This window comes from Clostridium sp. AF36-4 (assembly GCF_003435975.1).
GTDB lineage: Bacteria > Bacillota > Clostridia > Lachnospirales > Lachnospiraceae > Eubacterium_F.
The window spans coordinates 110,581-128,605 of sequence record NZ_QTVH01000002.1 but is presented as its reverse complement, the minus strand read 5'-3'; the positions used below and the strand labels follow the sequence as shown (position 1 = coordinate 128,605).

General features: G+C 41.5%; 12 protein-coding genes and 2 tRNA genes. 5 read left to right on the top strand and 9 right to left on the bottom strand.

The genetic code is table 11. The annotated features are described in order from the left end of the window. Positions 1-180: 180 nt before the first annotated feature. Positions 181-3,738 carry a pyruvate:ferredoxin (flavodoxin) oxidoreductase gene (gene nifJ, locus DW005_RS01790; RefSeq protein ID WP_022377872.1) on the bottom strand — a complete coding sequence of 1,186 codons (3,558 nt, stop codon included), beginning with the start codon at positions 3,736-3,738 and terminating at the stop codon, positions 181-183. Between the two features lie 629 nt (positions 3,739-4,367). Between nifJ and DW005_RS01785 the strand changes: the two genes are divergently transcribed. From DW005_RS01785 to DW005_RS01770, 4 genes are all read left to right on the top strand, one after another. Then, the gene (locus DW005_RS01785) at positions 4,368-4,736 is read left to right on the top strand and encodes a GntR family transcriptional regulator (protein WP_117477931.1); all 369 of its coding nucleotides are present in this window, start codon (positions 4,368-4,370) and stop codon (positions 4,734-4,736) included. Further along, positions 4,733-5,428, top strand: a complete 696-nt coding sequence (locus tag DW005_RS01780) for an ABC transporter ATP-binding protein (protein WP_117477930.1) — start codon at positions 4,733-4,735, stop codon at positions 5,426-5,428. The genes DW005_RS01785 and DW005_RS01780 overlap by 4 nt, the downstream gene beginning before the upstream one ends. Further along, positions 5,422-6,207, top strand: coding sequence for a hypothetical protein (locus tag DW005_RS01775; RefSeq protein ID WP_117477929.1), 786 nt, complete (start codon positions 5,422-5,424; stop codon positions 6,205-6,207). Before DW005_RS01780 ends, DW005_RS01775 begins: the two co-directional genes overlap by 7 nt. A 120-nt stretch (positions 6,208-6,327) precedes the next feature. Then, on the top strand, positions 6,328-7,956 hold the full coding sequence (locus DW005_RS01770) for a GDSL-type esterase/lipase family protein (RefSeq protein ID WP_181974911.1): 1,629 nt from the start codon (positions 6,328-6,330) through the stop codon (positions 7,954-7,956). A 67-nt stretch (positions 7,957-8,023) separates the two neighbouring features. Here the strand turns inward: DW005_RS01770 and DW005_RS01765 are convergent, their stop codons facing one another. The 6 genes from DW005_RS01765 to DW005_RS01740 all read right to left on the bottom strand — a co-directional run bounded on the left by DW005_RS01765 (position 8,024) and on the right by DW005_RS01740 (position 12,894). Continuing rightward, on the bottom strand, positions 8,024-9,619 hold the full coding sequence (locus DW005_RS01765) for a peptide chain release factor 3 (RefSeq protein WP_022377877.1): 1,596 nt from the start codon (positions 9,617-9,619) through the stop codon (positions 8,024-8,026). A gap of 99 nt (positions 9,620-9,718) precedes the next feature. After that, positions 9,719-9,790, bottom strand: a tRNA-Gln gene (locus DW005_RS01760). A gap of 77 nt (positions 9,791-9,867) precedes the next feature. Then, on the bottom strand, positions 9,868-10,299 hold the full coding sequence (locus DW005_RS01755; RefSeq protein ID WP_117477927.1) for a hypothetical protein: 432 nt from the start codon (positions 10,297-10,299) through the stop codon (positions 9,868-9,870). Between the two features lie 42 nt (positions 10,300-10,341). Continuing rightward, positions 10,342-10,485 carry a DUF6364 family protein gene (locus tag DW005_RS01750; protein ID WP_022377879.1) on the bottom strand — a complete coding sequence of 48 codons (144 nt, stop codon included), beginning with the start codon at positions 10,483-10,485 and terminating at the stop codon, positions 10,342-10,344. A 261-nt stretch (positions 10,486-10,746) separates the two neighbouring features. Further along, positions 10,747-10,819 (bottom strand) — tRNA-Gly (locus DW005_RS01745). Between the two features lie 59 nt (positions 10,820-10,878). Next, the gene (locus DW005_RS01740; RefSeq protein ID WP_117477926.1) at positions 10,879-12,894 is read right to left on the bottom strand and encodes a beta-L-arabinofuranosidase domain-containing protein; all 2,016 of its coding nucleotides are present in this window, start codon (positions 12,892-12,894) and stop codon (positions 10,879-10,881) included. Positions 12,895-13,055: 161 nt separating this feature from the next. Here DW005_RS01740 and DW005_RS01735 point away from each other — a divergent pair, with 161 nt between their 5' ends. Further along, on the top strand, positions 13,056-13,607 hold the full coding sequence (locus tag DW005_RS01735) for a hypothetical protein (RefSeq protein ID WP_117477925.1): 552 nt from the start codon (positions 13,056-13,058) through the stop codon (positions 13,605-13,607). Here DW005_RS01735 and DW005_RS01730 read toward each other — a convergent pair. Further along, positions 13,604-14,170, bottom strand: coding sequence for a Maf family protein (locus DW005_RS01730; protein WP_117477924.1), 567 nt, complete (start codon positions 14,168-14,170; stop codon positions 13,604-13,606). The two genes, DW005_RS01735 and DW005_RS01730, sit on opposite strands and share 4 nt — an antisense overlap. A 76-nt stretch (positions 14,171-14,246) precedes the next feature. Next, a complete protein-coding gene (locus DW005_RS01725; protein ID WP_117477923.1) occupies positions 14,247-18,023 on the bottom strand; it encodes a phosphoribosylformylglycinamidine synthase in 3,777 nt (1,258 codons plus the stop codon). Positions 18,024-18,025: the final 2 nt, after the last annotated feature.

The window sequence follows — 18,025 nt, the reverse complement described above, 5'->3', positions numbered from 1 at the left end:
TTCTCTCGTCCTTTCAGTTAATCCTTGATAGCCCCTAATATATCAAAATAATGTGTCACTTTTTCACTTTTTTATTGTTTCCCCTTTTTTTTGAATCATACTTTTTATGTAAAAAGGAGACCATCTGTTGAGATGGTCCCCTTTTTCAAAAATTTTCGATAAACAGAAAATTTCAAATTCTTATTTGTAAAGCTCAACAAGCTTCTGCAAATGCTCGAAACGAGCTTTTGCTGCTTCTTCGGACTCTTTGAAGAGTCTTTCTGCACGCTCTGGGAATGGCTTGATCAGACGAGTATAACGAGCCTCGTTGTTCAAGAAGTCCTGATAAGAACCATCTCCCTCTTTGGATGTCAGAGTGAATGGATTCTTTCCTTCTGCTTTCAACTCAGGGTTGAAGGAGAACAGATTCCAGTATCCAGCCTTAACAGCTTTCTTCATCTCATCCTGGCAGTGGTTCATACCACCCTTAGCGATACCGTGGAGCTCACATGGAGCATAACCGATAATCAGGGATGGTCCGTTATAAGCTTCTGCCTCAGCAATTGCTTTTACAGCCTGAGCAGGATTAGCACCAAGTGCAATCTGTGCTACATATACATAGCCATAACTCATAGCGATTTCAGCAAGGCTCTTCTTGCCAATCTCTTTACCGGCAGCAGCAAACTGACAAACTTCACCGATATTGGAAGCTTTGGATGCCTGACCACCAGTATTGGAGTACATCTCCGTATCGAATACCATTACGTTTACGTTCTCGCCGGATGCAAGTACATGATCCAGACCACCAAATCCGATATCATATGCCCAACCGTCACCACCGAAGATCCATACGGACTTCTTAGCAAGGTAATCTTTCTTGGCAAGAACTTCTTTGGATTTCTCACATCCTGCATTTGCAGCTTTTTCAAGTTCAGCAATCAATGCTTCTGCAGCAGGTGAGTTCTCTCTTGTATTATCTTTTGTCTCAATGAATTTAGCAGCAGCAGCTTTAAATTCAGCCGATGCTTTATCGGAAGCAGCAATCTCTTCTACCAATTCAATTGCCTGGTCACGAAGATATTTCTGTCCAATGTGCATTCCAAGACCATGCTCTGCGTTATCCTCGAACAGGGAGTTAGACCAAGCCGGTCCCTTCTTGGAATCTTTGTTTACTGTATATGGTGATGTTGCTGCCGGGTTACCCCAGATAGAAGAACATCCTGTTGCATTTGAAATGTACATATGCTCACCAAAGAGCTGTGTAACAAGTCTTGCATAAGATGTTTCAGCACATCCTGCACAACTTCCGGAGAACTCGAGAAGTGGCTGGTTGAACTGGCTTCCCTTTGGAGTTGTATCAGCAAATCCGCTGTCTTTCTTACCAACGTTAGCTACCAAGTAATCAAATACCGGCTGCTCGTCTGCCTGAGACTCCTGAGGTACCATCTTGATGGCTTCATCAGCAGCTTTCGGACATACGGTAATACACTCGCCACATCCCATACAATCCAAAGGAGATACGCTCATTGCAAATTTATATTCGCCGGCTTTTGGCTTTGTATCAGCAAGTTTGATGTTTGAAGGTGCTGCTTTCACCTCATCCTCAGAAAGGAGGAATGGACGAATTGTAGCGTGAGAACATACAAATGCACAGTTGTTACACTGGATACATGTATCCGGATTCCATACAGGAACCATAACGGCTGTACCACGTTTCTCATATGCGGAAGCACCAGTCTCAAACTGACCATCCGGGTTACCTGCGAATGCAGATACTGGAAGGCTGTCACCATCCATCTTAGAAATTGGCTCAAGAAGGTCATTTACCATCTTAACAACTTCCGGACGTCCGGTCTTCTCTTTTGCAGGAGCATCTGCTTCCGGATTCTTCCAAGATTCAGGTACTTCTACTTTATGAATTGCGTCAACACCACAATCGATTGCTTTGTAGTTCATTTCTACGACAGCATCACCTTTTTTGGAGTAAGATTTCTTAGCTGCTTCTTTCATGAACTTAATCGCATCATCAATTGGCATTACATCAGCAAGTTTGAAGAATGCAGACTGCAAAATTGTGTTAGTACGTTTACCCATACCAATTTCAATTGCTTTATCAATCGCGTTGATTGTGTAAAGCTGAATGTTGTTGTCTGCAATATATTTCTTAGCTTCAGCGTTCAAGTGATGTCCGAGTTCTTCATCAGACCACTGGCAGTTAATCATGAATACACCGCCCGGTTTTACATCCTGAGCCATCTTCATACCCTGTGTTACATAAGCCGGGTTATGACATGCTACGAAGTCAGCCTGGTTGATGTAGTAAGGACTCTTAATCGGATTATCACCAAAACGAAGATGGGAAATTGTTACACCACCTGTTTTCTTTGAGTCATACTGGAAGTATGCCTGGATAAATTTATCTGTGTGGTCACCGATAATCTTTGTTGAGTTTTTGTTAGCACCTACAGTACCATCTCCACCAAGTCCCCAGAACTTGCACTCTTTTGTTCCCGGTGCAGAAGTAATTGGAGCCGGTTTCACTTCCGGAAGACTCAAATTTGTTACGTCATCCACAATACCGATTGTGAAACGAGGTTTTGGATCGTCTTTCTCCAGTTCTTTGTATACAGCGAATACAGATGATGGTGGTGTATCTTTGGAACCAAGACCATAACGTCCGCCGGTAAGAATGATATCATTCAAACCTGCCTCACGAAGAGTAGCTGCAACATCCAGATACAACGGATCACCAAGAGCACCAGGCTCTTTTGTACGGTCAAGTACAGCAATCTTCTTAGCAGTCTTAGGAATCACCTTAAGAATTGCTTCCGGAGACCATGGACGATACAAACGAACTTTTACAAGACCAACTTTCTCGCCCTTTGCTGTCAAGTAATCAATTACTTCTTCTGCTACGTCACAGATGGATCCCATAGCGATGATTACGCGGTCAGCATCCGGTGCACCATAGTAGTTAAACAAACCGTAATCGGTACCGAGTTTTTCATTTACTTTGTTCATGTACTTCTCTACAACAGCAGGAAGTGCATCATAAGCCTTGTTACATGCTTCACGATGCTGGAAGAATACGTCTCCATTCTCGTGAGAACCACGTGCAGTTGGGTGCTCTGGATTCAATGCATGTTTACGGAATGCTTCAACAGCATCCATTGGGCACATTTCTTTCAAATCTTCGTAATCCCATTTCTCAATCTTCTGAATCTCATGGGAAGTACGGAAACCATCAAAGAAGTTAATGAATGGAACTTTTCCTTCCAAAGCTGCCAAATGAGCAACCGGACTCAAGTCCATAACTTCCTGTGGGTTTGTCTCAGCAAGCATAGCGAAACCAGTCTGACGACAAGCATATACATCACTATGATCACCAAAAATATTCAAAGCATGTGTAGACACCGTACGTGCGGATACGTGGAATACACTTGGCAACATCTCACCAGCGATTTTATACATATTCGGGATCATAAGAAGAAGACCCTGAGAAGCCGTAAATGTCGTTGTCAAAGCTCCTGTTGCAAGAGAACCGTGTACAGTACCAGCGGCGCCGGCCTCAGATTCCATCTCAACAACTTTTACTTTGCTGCCAAAAATGTTCTTCTGTCCTGCTGCTGACCACTGATCAACGGAATCAGCCATCGGGCTCGAAGGTGTAATAGGATAGATACCAGCTACTTCTGTATAGGCATATGCCACGTGTGCTGCAGCGGTATTACCATCCATGGATTGTTTTGCTCTAGCCATTTTTGTAATGTCCTCCTTAAATTTATTCATTCGTGTTTTTATTTTATCACTAAAAAAAAGAAAAGTAAAGGACGAAAAATGTCGAGTTTGTGTCAAAGGAACAATGATGCGTTTTTAATTTTTGTAAATTATTAAGAAGCGTTCGCATTTTGTGGGCGCTTCCGCTAAACAAACGCGTAGGGGTATCGGCATGCCAAATACGCATGCACGAAACCCACGTGTTTGTACCCACAAACCACGAACGCTTCTTAATAATTTACTAGAAATCTAAAAACGGCATTGTTCCTTTGACGTAATCTTCTCCTTTACCAAAAACTAATAAGTATGTTCTCTGAAAATTATGGGATTGTTTGTACAACTTTTGTGTCTTCATAATTTATCGAGAAAAAACTTTGCGGCTCGTGGGTACAAATGCGTGGGTATCAAGCATGCGTATTTGGCATGCCGATACCCCTACGCATTTGTCTAGTGGAAACGCCCACGAGCCGCAAAGTTTTTTCTCAACAAATTACAGAAGCACAAAATGTCAAACATCTCTTGACATATTCATCCCTCCGCTGTACTATTGTGTTACGTACTTAATACAGTAGTACAATAATTATTTAGCTTAATAAGAAAGGAGGTTTTCTATGTCCTGGAATTTATCAAAGGAACGTCCCATATATATACAATTGGTAGAACAGATTAAGTTACAGATTCTGTCCGGTCACTACCGCCCCGGTGAGCGTTTTCCCTCGGTAAGGGAACTTGCCACTGAGGCTGCGGTAAATCCAAATACGATGCAGAAAGCACTCGCAGCTCTTGAACAGGAGGGGCTTTTGATTGGCAGCCGGACAAATGGGCGAACCGTAACAAGTGATGAATCACTGATTGGGTCCATGCGTGATGAATTAGCGGACGGCATTGTAGAAAACTGTTATCAGGCTCTTGCAAAATTAGGATTTTCAAAAGAAGAATGCATTGCCTGCCTGCGCAAGCAAAGGAAGGAGGATTTATGATTTTATTAGAATCAAAACACATCTGCAAAAATTTCGGTCCTAAACCGGCATTACGAGATGTAAATGTAACGATTGAATGCGGAAAAATAGTTGGGCTTTTAGGTCCGAACGGAAGCGGAAAAACCACTTTTTTGAAATTGATAAACGGTTTGCTCACACCAAGTTCCGGCGAACTTTTTATTGGAGGGGAACGTCCCGGCGTTATTACTAAGCAGCACATTTCCTATCTGCCGGACCAGACAATTTTTCCTAAATGGATGAAAATATCAGACTTATTTTCCTATTATGATGATTTTTTTGTAGATTTTGACAAAAACAAAGCTGAGGAAATGTTAAAACGCCTAGACATCGTCGAAAATATGCGTTTAAAACACATGTCAAAAGGAACACAGGAAAAAGTCCAGTTGATTCTGACTATGAGCCGGAATGCAAATCTGTACTGTCTGGATGAACCAATCGGAGGTGTCGATCCGGCAACCAGAGATTACATATTACAGACGATTATTTCGAACTACAGTGAAAATGCCTCTGTGCTTCTTTCCACACATCTGATTTCTGATGTTGAGAGCATTTTAGATGATGTTATTTTCCTGCAGGACGGCCAGATTCGCTTGCAGTCATCCGTAGATGATATCCGCGAACAGCAGGGCAAGTCGGTCGATACATTATTCCGGGAGGTGTTCCGATGCTAAAAAAATTAATTAAACACGAATTTAAAGATACGATGCGTTTATTTATTCCAATGTTTGGATTCATCGTTGTTTTAACACCTATTTTCAGCTTGATGATGTCTTTGGGCTCACAACCGTATGATGAAAATACAGCCGATGCTCTTTCTCTTGTATTTGGAAGCGGCATCATAGGTTACTGTCTGCTGCTGTTTGGCCTGCTCATTGTAACTCAGGTGTTAATTGCCATACGCTTTTATAAGACCATGACTTCCCAGGAAGCATATTTAACATTTACCCTTCCCGCCAAAACAGGCCAGCTTTTACTTGCCAAATGGCTGGTTTCCTTTGTGTGGTATATCCTCGCCTGTGGAATTGCATTGATTTCTATGTTTATTGTTATATTAATTGCTACGCCAATTACAATGTCTGATATCATTCACAGCATTGAATTCGTTTTACAGACAATTAACTTGAGCGACTTTAGTGCACTGGTTTTGTTTGGAATTTTTATATTGATCAGCCTTTCGTTCTCAATTTTGATGATGTACCTTTCCATCATGATTGGTCAATTAGTACAGACTCACCGTGTCGCATTAAGCATTGGTGCTTTCCTTGGACTTTCTCAGGGATTACAGATTGTTATTTCGTTGTTGTCAATCCCATTTATCCTGATATTCCCTGATGTGATTGACTCCATCCATGTTGTCCTTTTGCTGTTCTGCCTCCTGTATGGAGCTTTGGGAGTCATCTTCTATTTACTGACTTACCTGATTACAGCAAAAAAATTAAACATTAAATAATACGGATATATTTGCATAAAATGGCATAAATATTGAATATATTGGTGCATTGTTCTCTGAGCCGTTGACATTCTTTATTGGTATTGTACAATGAAGAAAAAAAATGGAGGTATCGCATTTATGAAGCGAAAAATTTACACCCCTCTGTTGTTGACGGCTCTTTTTATGAGCACTCTGTCACAAACAGTTCCGGGTACTACCGCTAATGCAGCAAAAAAGCCAGCACTTAGCAAAACAAAAGTTTCGGTTTATACCGGAAAGAAAGCAAAGGTTTCAATCAAAAAAATTGCAAAGAAAACAAAAGTTACATGGAAATTAGGGAACAAAAAAATTGCGAAAATTGTAAAACAAAAGAAAACCGGAAAACCATATGCTGTTATTCAAGGAGTAAAAAAGGGAAAGACAACACTTCTTGCACGTTACAAACATGGGAAAAAAATCCGTAAACTTACCTGCCGCATCACAGTTCTTGCTGCAAAAAAAGCTACACCACAAAAAAATGTGGCTGTCCCATCCAGTACGGCTTCGCCTTCGCAGGCACCAAACAGGGCTCCCGCTATAACACTGACTCCAGTGCCAACCGCCACTCCTACCCCGACATGGGTTACTACCTGGGGTACAGCAGAAGAAAAATGCGATGTTACATCCAACGCAATGCCTCAAATTGCTTTAGAAGATTCTACAGTAAGACAGGTTATTAAAGTAACTACAACCGGAAGTAAAATCCGTTTCCGCTTAAGCAACCAATATGGCGGAAGGGATGTCACGATTAAATCAATGCACATAGCGAAGCAGGTGAAGGCATCGAATCCTGAAATCAACACCGATACAGATGCCACCGTAACATTCGAAGGAAAAGAAAATTTTATTATTCCAAAAGGAAAGGTAATTCAAACTGACGCTATTGATTTTCCCGTAGAAGCACTGGAAAATGTAGCCATTTCCACTTTTTTTGGTGAAACGCCGACCACAAACATTACCGGACACCGCGGTGCCCGTGCTACAACCTACCAGGTCTCCGGTAATCAAGTTTCAGCCAATACTTTTAGTAATTATAAGAAAACAACCAGCTGGTTCTTTTTAGCAGACGCATCTCTTCTCTCTGCAAATGGAAGTAAAGCGGTTGTCTGTTTTGGTGATTCCATTACCGATGGCTATGGCACCGATGCCACCTACTTGGGCAAAAAACCAGATTCCTACACTCGCTGGGGAGATTACTTTGCCAAACGGTTAAAAGCAAATAAAGGAACCGAAAATGTATCTGTTATAAACGAGGGAATTGGTTCAAATTCCATTCTCGGCTCGTATCCAACGGATGCGGGAAAAAACCGATTCAACCGTGATTTATTAGAACACGACGGTGTTGCTTACTGTATAATTTTATTTGGCGTCAATGATTTGGATAAGCTTCAAAATACGGACAAATACAATTTGCTTTTGCCGGAATATCAAAAGATGATTGAAACTTGTCATAAAAACAACATCAAAGTTTATGGTGCACCAATCCTTCCTTTTGGCACAAGCAGTTTTTATAGTGAAAATTCAGAAAAAGTAAGACAACTTATCAATCAGTGGATGCGTTCATCCGAGTCTGGCGTAGATGGCATCATTGATTTTGAAAATGCCGTTGCCGATCCGGCAAATCCGCAAAATTTATTAGCCAAATATACAAACAAAGATGATGGCATCCATCCTTATAATGGCTATCAGGTGATGGCAAATGCCATTGACTTAAATCTTTTCCAATAAATACAATTGATAAGTAATATAGAAAAAGGCGTTCGAGATCAACTATGATTCCAACGCCTTTTTTATTCTATTCTTCTGTCGCACCAAATTCACTTAACTGTAACCCTTCATTTCGGTCAAGCGCCGTCTGAACACTCCACGGATGGGTAAACAAAAGGAGTGGTCTGTCATGCAGATCTTTTACCTTCTTTGTATCGGACGTAACCGAAAGTGCCGCTACATCGATATCCTTATTTTCAATCCAGCGTACATGCTCATACGGAAGCTGTTCCATACGGATTTCTACATTATACTCATTTTCCAAACGGTACTGAAGCACCTCAAACTGCAGGACGCCTACAACACCCACAATAATCTCTTCCATGCCGGTATTAAATTCCTGAAAAATCTGAATCGCACCTTCCTGTGCAATCTGTGAAATTCCTTTCATAAACTGTTTACGCTTCATCGTATCCACCTGACGGACTCTTGCAAAATGCTCCGGTGCAAATGTTGGGATTCCTTCAAAGCGAACCGGCGTTTTTCCTTTATACAATGTATCTCCAATCGAGAAAATACCCGGGTCAAAAACGCCGATAATATCACCGGCATATGCCTCCTCGACATGTTTTCTCTCTTGTGCCATCATCTGCTGTGGCTGTGCAAGACGAATCTTTTTGCCACCCTGCACATGCATAACTTCCATGCCTGCCTCAAACTTACCGGAGCAGATACGCATAAAAGCAATTCGGTCACGATGGGCCTTATTCATATTTGCCTGAATCTTAAATACAAATGCCGAAAATTCATCCGAGAATGGGTCTACCACCTCGCCACCGGATGTACGAGGCAGCGGAGATGTTGTCATATCCAGGAAATGCTGCAAAAAGGTTTCTACACCAAAGTTTGTCAGTGCCGAACCAAAAAATACCGGCGAAAGCTGTCCGGCACGAACCTTTTCCAAATCAAAGGCATCGCTTGCTCCATCCAGCAATTCAATTTCATCAACTAAAATATCGTGGTATTCTTTCGTAATCAAATCATCCAAACCGGCATCCCCAAGACTTGCCTCTACCATCTCTACTTTATGTCCATTGTCCCCCGCAATAAATCGGGAAATGGTCTTTGTGTTACGGTCATACACACCTTTAAAGTTCTTTCCGGAACCAATCGGCCAGTTCACCGGACAAGTGCGGATACCAAGCACATTCTCAATCTGGTCAATCAATTCAAACGGATCCATCGCCTCACGGTCCATCTTGTTAATAAACGTAAAAATTGGAATCCCGCGCATGACACAAACCTTAAATAACTTAATCGTCTGTGCCTCAACACCTTTAGAGCCGTCAATTACCATCACGGCTGAATCTGCTGCCATCAACGTACGGTAAGTATCTTCCGAGAAATCCTGATGTCCCGGTGTATCCAGAATATTGATGCAAAAACCATCATAATTAAACTGCAGAACCGAACTTGTTACCGAAATACCTCTTTCCTTTTCAATTTCCATCCAGTCAGAAACCGCATGTTTCGCCGCTTTTCTTCCTTTTACCGAACCAGCTAGATTAATTGCTCCTCCATATAAAAGAAATTTCTCCGTCAATGTCGTCTTTCCGGCATCCGGGTGGGAAATAATCGCAAAAGTACGTCTTTTCTCGATTTCCTGTCTCTGTGAATCACTCATAAAATCCTCCATTCTGTCATGGATATGCTATCCATCCGCTGATTTTCAATCGATATACAACAAATGAGCTCTGACACATATGTATCAGAGCTCTTCAAGCTGGGCTACAAGGATTCGAACCTTGAAATGCTGGAGTCAGAGTCCAGTGCCTTACCATTTGGCGATAGCCCAATCACAACCACAAGCGATATTATACATGAATCCTTTTCGGAATGCAAGCATTATTTTTAAATTTTTCAAAAAAATTTTTATTTACCCAATTTATGGTTTTTTTCACCATATAAACGCACTGCTGTACTCTTCTCTACCGTGTAGGTCTGAACCTGACAATTCGTAGGAAATTTCATGCCTAACGACTTTGCACGCGCAAACAAATCATCATATGAAATTGTCACGTCTGCCTCCTGCTTTTTCAGTGCTAAATTTTCTTTTTCTAATACATCAATCTGAGACGCCAGTTTATACACTTGTTTATTCAAAAGCACTTCCTGATTTTCCATACGAACAATTTGGAAACAAATTAGAATCAAAACAAGGGATGCTGCACTTGCAATAATCCACTGTTTAATAAACTTTCTTTTCTTCTTCTGTTTTTCCACGTCAACAATTTTTACTTTTTTCCCCGTATTCACAATTTGTATGGCGGTATTTCCCACCACGTAATCCATCGTAACTTTCACAATATCCTCCGTTTTTCTGAACAATTAACCCAAAGTATCCCATTATTTCTTTTGTTTTGGCTCCTCCGTAGCCTCCACAATCAACATCGTAATTGCACCGGAACGGCTGGTATAATGCTCATCTGCGTACTGGTCAATTCTCTGAATCACTTTATCTTCTAACGTAATATTGACCCGTTTTTTCATCTATCAGCCCTCCAATCCTCATTCTATGTGTAAATTATACACATAATATGGTTATATTATACACACTTTTTACGTAGAGTTCAACTATTTTCTGTGGAATTTTCACAAAAAAAAGAAAGTTCAATCGAATCGAGACGGGATAACGCTTTGCGTTATAGTCTCTCTCGAATTGAACTTCCTTTTTTGCTTATATAATTAGCCGAGGGCTCGAAGAAAAAAAAGAGTGGCTCCTTTTTAGAGTCACTCTTTTTTTAATATGAAAGCGCGAGACGGGACTCGAACCCGCGGCCCCAACCTTGGCAAGGTTGTGCTCTACCAACTGAGCCACTCGCGCACTTCTTAAACACAAGTGCTATTATACTGAATAACTGCCTGCATGTCAAGAAGTTTTTTTCATTCCTTATCGTTATTTTTCTCAGTATCAAAATACCAATAAATACCATACCGCTCATCATTTAGTGTATTAAACGGAACAAACTGTAGTCCATTTTCAAATGTCGTATCAGCATCCGTTCCTTTCAGATGAAACGACAAGGTTTCGCTTTCCGTATCACGTACTAGATAACGTTCTATATGACTGACAAACTCATTCACAGAGGTCTCTTTTTGAATCGTCAGCGTTTCATTATCAAGCAGTTCTGTCGTTTTTGGTTCACCATACGCAATTGTGTCTTTCCGGCACTCATTTCCTACTACCTTATAAAGAGGTGCGGTAAGGTCAATTCCCGCCCATGTCGCCTCTCCCATCTTTTCTTTTCCAAGTTTTGCAGCCAGAACCGTCGGTCCGTACCGAAAAGCAAACACGGCATCCTGATCCAAAAGTCCAACAGACTCCACTGACATCGGATATTTTGCCATTATCACATCACCATCCTCCCAGTTACGCTCCAATAAAACATACTCGCTATTACCGGCTGCTGTCATTTTCTCCGCGCCATTTACATAAATCGTGGCTTCCCCATGCATCCAATCCGGGATCCGAAGCGCAATCGCCACATCCGATATTTCTTTGTCATGCAATGCATTTAACACAAAAGAAATCTCCTCTGATTTTGTCACATCCGACTTCTGTGTAAGCACAAGATTCTTTTCCTCCCAAGTCACTTTTGAAGCGACATATTGATTTACAAGCAGCGTATCATTGGCACGAAAATAAATACTGTCGCCCAGTTTCGTGAAATTCTCCATGCCACTTCCGGTACAGCACCAGAACATATTCTTCTCAGGCTCCTCCTCACCAAACGTTTTGTAATACCCGGTTGCCATCGGCGTAAAATAAGATGCTGCTCCACTCTCCGTTTTTACCGCTCCCATAATCGCATTCCGCAAAGTTGTCTCATAATAATCGGCATACTCCTTTTTCCTTGTTGCCTTAAATAGCTCTTTTGCAAGTTTTAACATATTGTGCGCACAACAGCTCTCACAATTTGTCTGCGTACGAATCTCATCCAAATGATAATCTTTCCGAAAATGCTCCATCACACTGATGCCGCCGGTAACAAAAGAATGTCGTTTGACAACCATTTCAAAAAATTTCTCAGCATCCACAAGATATGCTTCATCTTCCTGTTTTGCCTCCCCCAGCTGTTTTAACACATTATATCGCTTAATCGCACCGATAAACTTAGGAATCTGGGTATTCGCGTGCTTTCCATCCAGGCAGTTTTTTTCACCTTTCGCAGCCATCAAAAAAAGTGCTTTCTCATCAAATTTCTGCGCCGCCTCCAAATGGTGCTTATTATGACTGTAGGAATACAGTTCATACAAACAATCATTCATGCCGCCATATTCCGTCTCCAATACCTTTTGATTCGTTTTTAAATCCCATTTACTCACACGCTCATAAATCCAGTCACCCAATTTTTCCGCAACCAAAAGAGCTGTTTCATTTCCCGTATATTTATAAGTATCTACAAGACCGGCAAGAACCTTATGCATATTATACCATGGAACCCACGTCTCGCCCTTTTTCTTTCCCTCCAAAATATCAAACTGCTTCTCAACATTCTCTTTATCTTCCACTTTTGCCCCAAAAAGGAACCCGGTGCCAAGTTTCTTCTGACATTCTTCCAAACCGGCAATTAACGTCTGAGATTTTTCTTTCAGTTCTTTATCACCAGTCACCTTCACCGCCTGTGCAAGAGCCGTAAGATAATGGCCGACACAATGACCGCCAAGCAAACTATCTTCCCATCCGCCATACGGTCTGACACCCTTTGTATCAATCCCTGCTGTCGTTCGAAATCTAGCCAGTAGGCGCGCAGTATCCATTTTTTTCAAGAAAGCTATATCCGACTTCTGAGCAGACAAATAATAATTGTCTAAAATCTGTACTTTGTCTAACTCAAATGGTTCAGTCCAGCCCATCTCATTCTCCGTCAAAACACAAATTGAAATATCCTGATTCATAAAAAATCCTCCCTTTGTTTTTGTATCCTTACTATTACATAAAAATGACAATAAGTAAACAAAAAAAGGGTTATGTTTTGTTTGAAAAAGTAAGATAATTATCTTATACTATATATTAACAACATATTAATCGCAAAATCAAGCAGGGAGAGCGTTAAAAAATGAAAGATATTAGAATATCAACGGCAGCGCAGGTACACTATAAATTCAATGGATTCTTTGAGGCAGGTTCGCCGGATTGGATTCATATGTCACGTGAACTAATGGAAAATGAATTAATCATAGTAACAAACGGAACACTTTCCATTGCAGACCAAACAGACCGGTATGTCGTAAATGAAAATGAATACTTAATTATGGAGCCTGGACAGCAATTTGGTTTTGCCCCATCCCTCTGCACCTTCTACTGGCTTCATTTTGACTGCTTATTTTTCGGATTTAAAGACGAACCGGTTATTTTTCTTCCTAAGCAGGGGCAAATATCCTCCCCAAACCGCATCCATAATGCCTTTTTGGAGCTTAATAATGCGAATTTTATTTACCATGATGAACAAACGAATAATGTATATACCCTGCAGATTTTATTGGAATTGTATAATCAGTCGCAGAAGAAAACACTGCTTAGTCATTCCTACCGTGATTATTTATTGCAGAATGTCAAAAACTATGTCAAATGGAATCAGGCATACCACATCACACGGAATAGTAACTAATCAAATTTTTTTAATTCTTCATACAGCCTGTGAACGGGAAGACCAACCACATTGAAGTAGTCCCCCTCAATTCCTTCAATAAACTTGCCAAACAAGCCTTGAATGCCATATGCTCCGGCTTTATCATATGGTTCTTCGGTCGAAATATAAGCCTCAATCTCATTTTCTGTCATCGGCGCTACATTCACCTTCGTTCCCTCAGCAAATGATGACGCAGATACCATATCATCTGATTTTGCAATCACCGTAACACCGGTATACACCATATGACTTTTTCCCTGTAATTTATAAATCATTTCTCTCGCTTCTTCTTTATCTGCCGGTTTTCCAAGAATTTTTCCATCAATCGAAACAACCGTATCCGCACCAATAATGATTCCTTCTTCTACCTGCCCGGCAACTGCCATCGCTTTTTGATATGACAATTCTTTCGTCACTTCTGCCGGCTCATTTTTTGTGATTACTTCTTTGGTGTCCGATACAAGCACCTCAAAAGGAACCTCCAACATCTGAAGCAATTCTTTCCGTCTCGGAGAGCCGGATGCCAAAATCATTCGTTTCATTTTTCTTCCTTTCTACTAAAACAAACGCTGCTCCCTATCGTTTAGGGAACAGCGCGTTACATACAAAATCATGCACTTATGCAAAATATTTTACACCGCTCTTGAAAATCTTCTGATCCTGGTCGCCATAAATATTTATGGCAACACCATCACCGCGGCGCTCGGAATGTGCCATCTTACCAAGAACACGTCCATCCGGACTGGTAATACCTTCAATTGCACAATAAGAACCATTCGGGTTAAAGTCTTCATCCATGGTTGGATTTCCATCAATATCTACATACTGTGTCGCAACCTGTCCGTTTGCAAACAATTTCTGAATCCACTCATCACTTGCCACAAAACGTCCCTCACCATGAGAAGCCGGAATCGAATATACTCCGCCAAGTTCTGCCTCCTGAAGCCATGGCGATTTATTCGTAACCACTTTTGTATAAACGGTCTTCGACACATGACGTCCAATACTGTTTGTCGTCAATGTCGGCGAGTCGGAAAGCTGTGTCGCAATCTTACCGTAAGGAACCAAACCAAGTTTAATCAACGCCTGGAATCCGTTACAAATACCAAGTACCAAACCGTCTCTCTCATCTAACAGTTCATGAACGGCATCTTTAATCTTTTCATTACGGAAAATGGAGGTAATGAATTTTGCCGAGCCATCCGGCTCATCACCGGCACTAAATCCGCCGGCAAACATCAAAATCTGGGACTCACGGATTGCCTTTTCAAAAGCATCTACACTGTCCGTGATGTTCTGCTCCGTCATATTTTTAAATACAATGCTCTTTGTATCAGCACCTGCTGCCTGGAACGAAAGAGCGGTATCATACTCACAGTTTGTTCCCGGGAATACCGGAATAAATACGGAAGGTTTTGCTACTTTATGTTTGCATACATAAATGTCTTTCGTATCGTAAAGTCCGGTATTGATTTCTTTGTCTTCCACACCGGAACGGGTAGGGAATACTTTTTCCAAAGTGCCACTCCAAGCCGAAAGTGCTTCCTCCATGGAAATCACTTCATCATCACACTCAAACTGCGGTTTATCCAATGTCTTACCAATCTTATCATAAGAAACACCGGCAGCATCCAACACAGCCAAATCCTCTTCATCAATCTCTGCTACAATTTCACCATAACCCGGTGTAAAGAAATATTCTTTTGGTTTATGTTTGCAGAATTTAGCACCAATCTTATTACCAAATGCCATCTTCGCAACGGCATCGGCAACACCGTTGCCATCAACTGCCTGTGCGGAAAGAATTACACCATCACGCATCAGTTTCGTAATCTTCTCATACTGACTCATAATAAATGCAAAATCCGGAAGATCATACTCATCCTTCTGAATTGTGAATTTCACAAGACGGCTTCCTGCTTTTTTCAGTTCGTTTGTTACAACATCCGAAATCTCTGCCACATCAACGGCAAAGGAGCAAAGGGTAGGCGGTACATCAATGTCGTTAAAGGTACCGGACATACTATCCTTACCACCAATAGATGGAAGACCTAGTTTAATCTGTGCATCATATGCACCTAACAGAGCTGCCATCGGCTCGCCCCAGCGTTTTGCATCCTCTGTCATACGTTTGAAATATTCCTGGAATGTAAAACGGATTTTGCGGAAATCACCACCGGCTGACACAATCTTAGCAACCGAAGTAAGCACTGCATATTCTGCTCCATGATATGGGCTCCAGCTCATCAAATACGGATCCATGCCATAACTCATCATCGTGACCGTATCACATTTACCGTCAAGTACCGGAAGTTTAGCAATCATAGTCTGCGTTGGTGTTAACTGATATTTACCACCATATGGCATATTGACCGTGCAGGCACCAATGGAACTGTCAAACATTTCCACAAGACCTTTCTTTGAACATGCATTTAAACTGCTAAGTTTTTTCAAGAAAGCATCTTTGAAACTGTCTACTTTTTCTGTCTTTGTCAAATAATTATCTGCTTTTTTCGGGCTTTCTACAACAACGTCTGTCTCCTGATGAGCACCGTTTGTATCTAAGAAAGCACGAGAAATATTTACAATTTCTTTACCACGCCATTTCAACACAAGACGAGGAGATTTGGTAACAGTCGCTACGCAGACTGCCTCTAAGTTTTCTTCCTCTGCATAGGCAAGCATCTTATCAACATCTTTCGGGTCAACAACGATTGCCATACGCTCCTGAGACTCAGAAATAGCAAGTTCTGTTCCGTCGAGACCGGCATATTTCTTTGGTACCTTGTCCAAATCTACGGTCAAACCATCTGCAAGTTCACCAATCGCTACGGAAACACCACCGGCACCAAAGTCATTACATTTCTTAATCAGACGGCTGACTTCTTCGCGGCGGAAAAGTCTCTGAATCTTACGCTCAGTCGGCGCATTACCTTTCTGCACCTCTGCACCGCAGGTATCAATCGATGCTGTGTTATGTGCTTTTGAAGAACCGGTTGCACCACCACATCCGTCACGACCGGTACGTCCGCCAAGAAGAATAATGATGTCATCCGGATCAGAGTTCTCACGAATTACATTTTTTCTTGGAGCAGCACCCATAACGGCACCAATCTCCAAACGTTTTGCAACATAATTTGGATGATATACTTCATCCACAAGTCCGGTTGCCAAACCAATCTGGTTACCATATGAGCTGTAACCTTTGGCAGCTCCTGTCACAATCTTACGCTGGGAAAGCTTTCCTTCCATCGTCTCTTTCTGAGATTTTGTCGGGTCAGCCGCACCTGTCACGCGCATTGCCTGATAAACATAGCCACGTCCTGACAACGGATCACGAATTGCACCGCCAAGACAGGTAGCAGCTCCACCAAACGGCTCAATTTCTGTTGGGTGGTTATGTGTTTCATTCTTAAAGAATACAAGCCACTCTTCTGTTTCCGGACCATTTCCATGATCGATTTCAACTGGTACAACAATCGAGCAGGCATTAATCTCATCCGACACTTCCATGTCTTCCAATTTACCTTCTGCACGAAGTTTCTTCATACCAAGAAGCGCGATATCCATCAGAGAAACAAATTTGTCATCTCTGCCCTGATACATTTCATCATGTGCTTTTTTGTATTCATTGTATGTCTTTTCAACCGGTGCTTTGTAATCACCATCTTCAAACGTTACATTTTTTAACTCTGTGAGGAACGTCGTATGACGGCAGTGATCCGACCAGTATGTATCCAACACGCGGATTTCCGTCATCGACGGGTCTCTTTTTTCTTCTCCATGAAAATACTTCTGGATATGAAGAAAATCTTTAAACGTCATTGCCAAGCCAAGTGAATCGTACAATGCCTTTAACTCATCCTCCGGCATATCCTTAAAGCCATCAAAAATCTTAACATCTGCCGGCTCCTCAAAAACAGTTACCAAAGTTTCAGGAACTACTTCATCTGTTTCACGGGAATCTACCGGATTAATACAATACGATTTGATACGTGCTAATTCATCCTCGGAAATATCACCGGATAACACATATGTTGTCGCAGACCGGATAATCGGTTCTTCCTTTTCATTTAACAGTTTCACACACTGTTCTGCCGAATCGGCACGCTGGTCGAACTGTCCCGGTAAATATTCCACAGAGAACACTTTGTCATTCTCTTTTTTCGGGAAACTCCCCTCATAAATATCATCTACCGGTGGTTCTGAAAACACTGTAACAAGTGCTTTTTTGTATACATCTTCGGAAATTGATTCCACATCATAACGAATCAACACACGCACTTCACTGAGCGTATCAATTCCAAGATAACTCTTAAGCTCCTGTTTCAACTCCTTTGCCGCTACGGCATAAGGTTCTTTTTTTTCAACATAAATCCGTTTTACGTCTGCCATGA